The organism is Bacillus cereus group sp. BfR-BA-01441, assembly GCF_022663075.1.
Lineage (GTDB): Bacteria > Bacillota > Bacilli > Bacillales > Bacillaceae_G > Bacillus_A > Bacillus_A cereus.
The window spans coordinates 1-1,691 of the sequence record NZ_JAKUEU010000191.1 but is presented as its reverse complement, the minus strand read 5'-3'; the positions used below and the strand labels follow the sequence as shown (position 1 = coordinate 1,691).

Sequence of the window (1,691 nt, the reverse complement as noted above, 5' to 3'; positions counted from 1 at the left end):
CTTTGATTCAGGCGGAGCCATGTACAATTTTGGATATCCGAGTGATTCATTTGACGATGCGATTTTATAAATTTGGTTCCCCATAAATCCTGACCATGGCAATCCAGATGCGACTAGCAGAAAGAGAGGAATTGTAAATATAATACCGATAATAGAATGACGTCTTTTTGCTTTTTCTCGCTTATTGGATGATGGTGTGTTTTTGAATTGTCGTATACTCATGTACAATCCGGTTACGATTAAAAAGATTGTCCAGCATGCCGCGAGTTCTACAGTATAGTTTACGACAGTGCCACCAACTAAAAGAGAACTATGTAATTCCCTCATTATATTGGCAAACGTTTCACTTGCATTTTGATCCCCAACAATTTGATTATTGCTGTCTAAATACACATATTTTTGTTGCCCAGTATACTCATTTGCAATGGTAAGTCTCGTATTATAATCCCCATTAAACTCACTAATTTTCGCCACGCTATAATGTGGATATTTTTTCTCTGTTAAGGAAATAGAATCAGACATCGAAATAGATTCTGTTTGAGCACTCTTCCCAAAATATAAATCTTTATAGATGAAATCTTCAACTTCCTCCCGAAATAAATACCCAATTCCGCTCAGTGACAACGTAATAAGAAGCGGCGTAATAAAAAGCCCAGCATAAAAATGCCAACGCCAAAAAATGTAATGAAGCGAACGATTTACTTTCATACTTTCAGTTCCCCTAACCTTCCCTATATGAATAACTACTTATTTAATATAGCGAGATTAAGTGTGATTACTTTGAAAGAATTGTGAAGAAAGTTAAAAGTTTTTAGGATGATTTTCATAAAACATAAAACACATTTCAAAAGGGATGTTTTCTATGTTTATGAAGATTTCTTTGTATTTGATAGATACATCCTAACAACCGCATTAGCAAGACATTGAGAGGAATCAACAAAATCCTCACTCGCCACCACATTCAAATCGGTGCATGCGATAATTACCGTATCAACTTCCTCTCTCAATTGTAAAACGAGCGCATTCCACAATTCGCGAGCTTCTTCAACCTCCCCAGATTTAATATAAGTAATGATTTGATTAATCATTTCCTGCCATTTTTCATGATGAATGTACTCTATATTACGTTTTGCAATCCCATCTTGGTAAATCCCAGCTTGAACAGTTGCTTCTGTTGCGAGAAGAGCGACTCTTTTTGTATTTTCAGGAATTGCTTGTAACGTTTCATCGACTATATTTAAAATCGGGATAGAAAGCGAACGCTGTAATTCTTCAAAATAAAGATGCGCCGTATTGCACGGCATAGCGATAAAGCTTGCGCCAGTACTTTCAAGTTTTTGTGCTCCTTCAATAATTGCTTTTTTCATCGCTTCGTGATCAATAGGGCGATCCATGTAAAACGGTGTTGGGCACGAATAGATCATCATATGAGGAAAGTCCATATCATACTTTGCTCCGTATATTGTTTGGCACCCTGCTACAACTGTATCGACGAATGGTCCAGTTGATTTTGGCCCCATTCCTGCTAGTATTCCGATCATTGTTTCGTCTCCTTTAAGAATGTTTACATCCATTATATAGGTGAATAACAAAAAGACGTGCAATGAATGCACGTCTTTTTTTGTTATGTTTTGTCGAACAATCGATATATCCGAGAAATCGTTGATATATTGTAAGTTATGATAGATATA

The 1,691-nt window shown here is 36.3% G+C and carries 2 protein-coding genes; both read right to left on the bottom strand.

Annotation, left to right across the window (positions count from 1 at the left end):
* Positions 1-708: PepSY-associated TM helix domain-containing protein (locus MR107_RS29790; protein WP_242293129.1), on the bottom strand; the 708-nt coding region annotated here is incomplete at its 3' end.
* Positions 709-866: 158 nt separating this feature from the next.
* Entirely contained in the window at positions 867-1,541 is a 675-nt protein-coding gene (locus MR107_RS29785) for an aspartate/glutamate racemase family protein (RefSeq protein WP_242293128.1), read from the bottom strand.
* Positions 1,542-1,691 lie beyond the last annotated feature (150 nt).